This is a genomic window from Streptomyces sp. NPDC032161 (assembly GCF_040636995.1).
Classification (GTDB): Bacteria; Actinomycetota; Actinomycetes; order Streptomycetales; family Streptomycetaceae; genus Streptomyces.
In genome coordinates, this window is record NZ_JBEZVN010000122.1 from 1 (window position 1) to 1,217 (window position 1,217).

A 1,217-nucleotide genomic window follows, 5' to 3' on the forward strand; every position below is an offset into this window, starting at 1 on the left:
CGGAGGATTCTCAGGGCCCCGCTGGAAAGTACGTCGTATTGGTAAGTGATCTCGGAATTCTCCTCGACGGTGTCGTCGTAGGAGATATCCGCCCTATGCTCGTTCGCGTATTCCTTTGGCGGCCGATTCTCCACCAGCTTGATGAAGACGCTCATGGGCCAACGGTACGGTCCTTTCAGCCGGGACCCGCCGATGACCGACATCGGCCCGTCCGGCCTGCGCTGCTCCTGCCCGGTGATGGCCAGGGCGACGTTGTCCACCACTCGGGGACAGGTCCCCAGAGCGCTGAAGCCGTGGTCCGGACCTCCATGGAACTGGGCGGCAACGCCCCGTTCGTCGTCTTCGCCGACGCCGATCTCGACGCGGCAGTCGAGGGGGCGATGACCGCCAAGATGCGCAACATGGGTGAGGCATGTACGGCCGCGAACCGCTTCTACGTGCATCGAGCGATCGCCGACGAGTTCGCCGGGAGGCTGGGGGAGCGGATGGCCTCCCTCACTGTCGGACCAGGTACCGAACCCCAGGTCCGCGTCGGACCGCTCATCGACGCGGTGGCGAAGGAAAAGACGTCGTCGCTGGTCTCCGACGCTCTGGATCGAGGGGCGAAGGTCGTCGCCTCCGGACAGGTGCCCGACGGCCCCGGCCACTTCTACCCGCCGACCGTGCTGGCCGACGTCAGCGCCGGAAGCCGGCTGCTCCACACGGAGATCTTCGGACCGGTCGCCCCCGTCATCCCCTTCGACAACGAGGACGAGGCCGTCAGGCTGGCCAACGACACCGACTGGGGGCTGGCAGCGTACATGTTCACCCGGGATCTCGACCGGGCCCTCGACATCAGCGAGAGGCTGGAATCAGGCATGATCGGCCTCAACACCGGTCTCGTTTCCAACCCCGCTGCACCGTTCGGCGGAGTCAAGCAGTCGGGGCTCGGCCGAGAAGGCGGTCGCGTCGGCATTGAGGAGTTCCTGGAGCACAAGTACATCGCCATACCAGTGCGACACCACGTCCATGGGTAACGCGCGCCCAGCGCATCCAGTCCGGCGAGTCCCTGAGGGGCCGTCGAGCAGGATGAAGGCGGGGGCCCGGTACCCGACGGTCACGCCCGGCCGCCGGGCATCGGGCCCGTCGTCGTGGCGGTCGCGGCCGCAGGCGGCGCGGTGGTTGCCTTCGCGCCCGGACGGGCTCCGCCGCGTCGCCGATTCCCGCGCCGGTGAGGG

The 1,217-nt window shown here is 67.9% G+C and carries 2 pseudogenes; one reads left to right on the forward strand and one right to left on the reverse strand.

The window, feature by feature from the left end:
- Positions 1-263: pseudogene (locus AB0E67_RS36480) on the reverse strand (hypothetical protein); the annotation flags it as partial.
- 21 nt (positions 264-284) lie between these two features.
- Here AB0E67_RS36480 and AB0E67_RS36485 point away from each other — a divergent pair.
- Positions 285-1,016 (forward strand): annotated as a pseudogene (locus AB0E67_RS36485) (aldehyde dehydrogenase family protein); the annotation flags it as partial.
- Between the last annotated feature and the right edge of the window lie 201 nt (positions 1,017-1,217).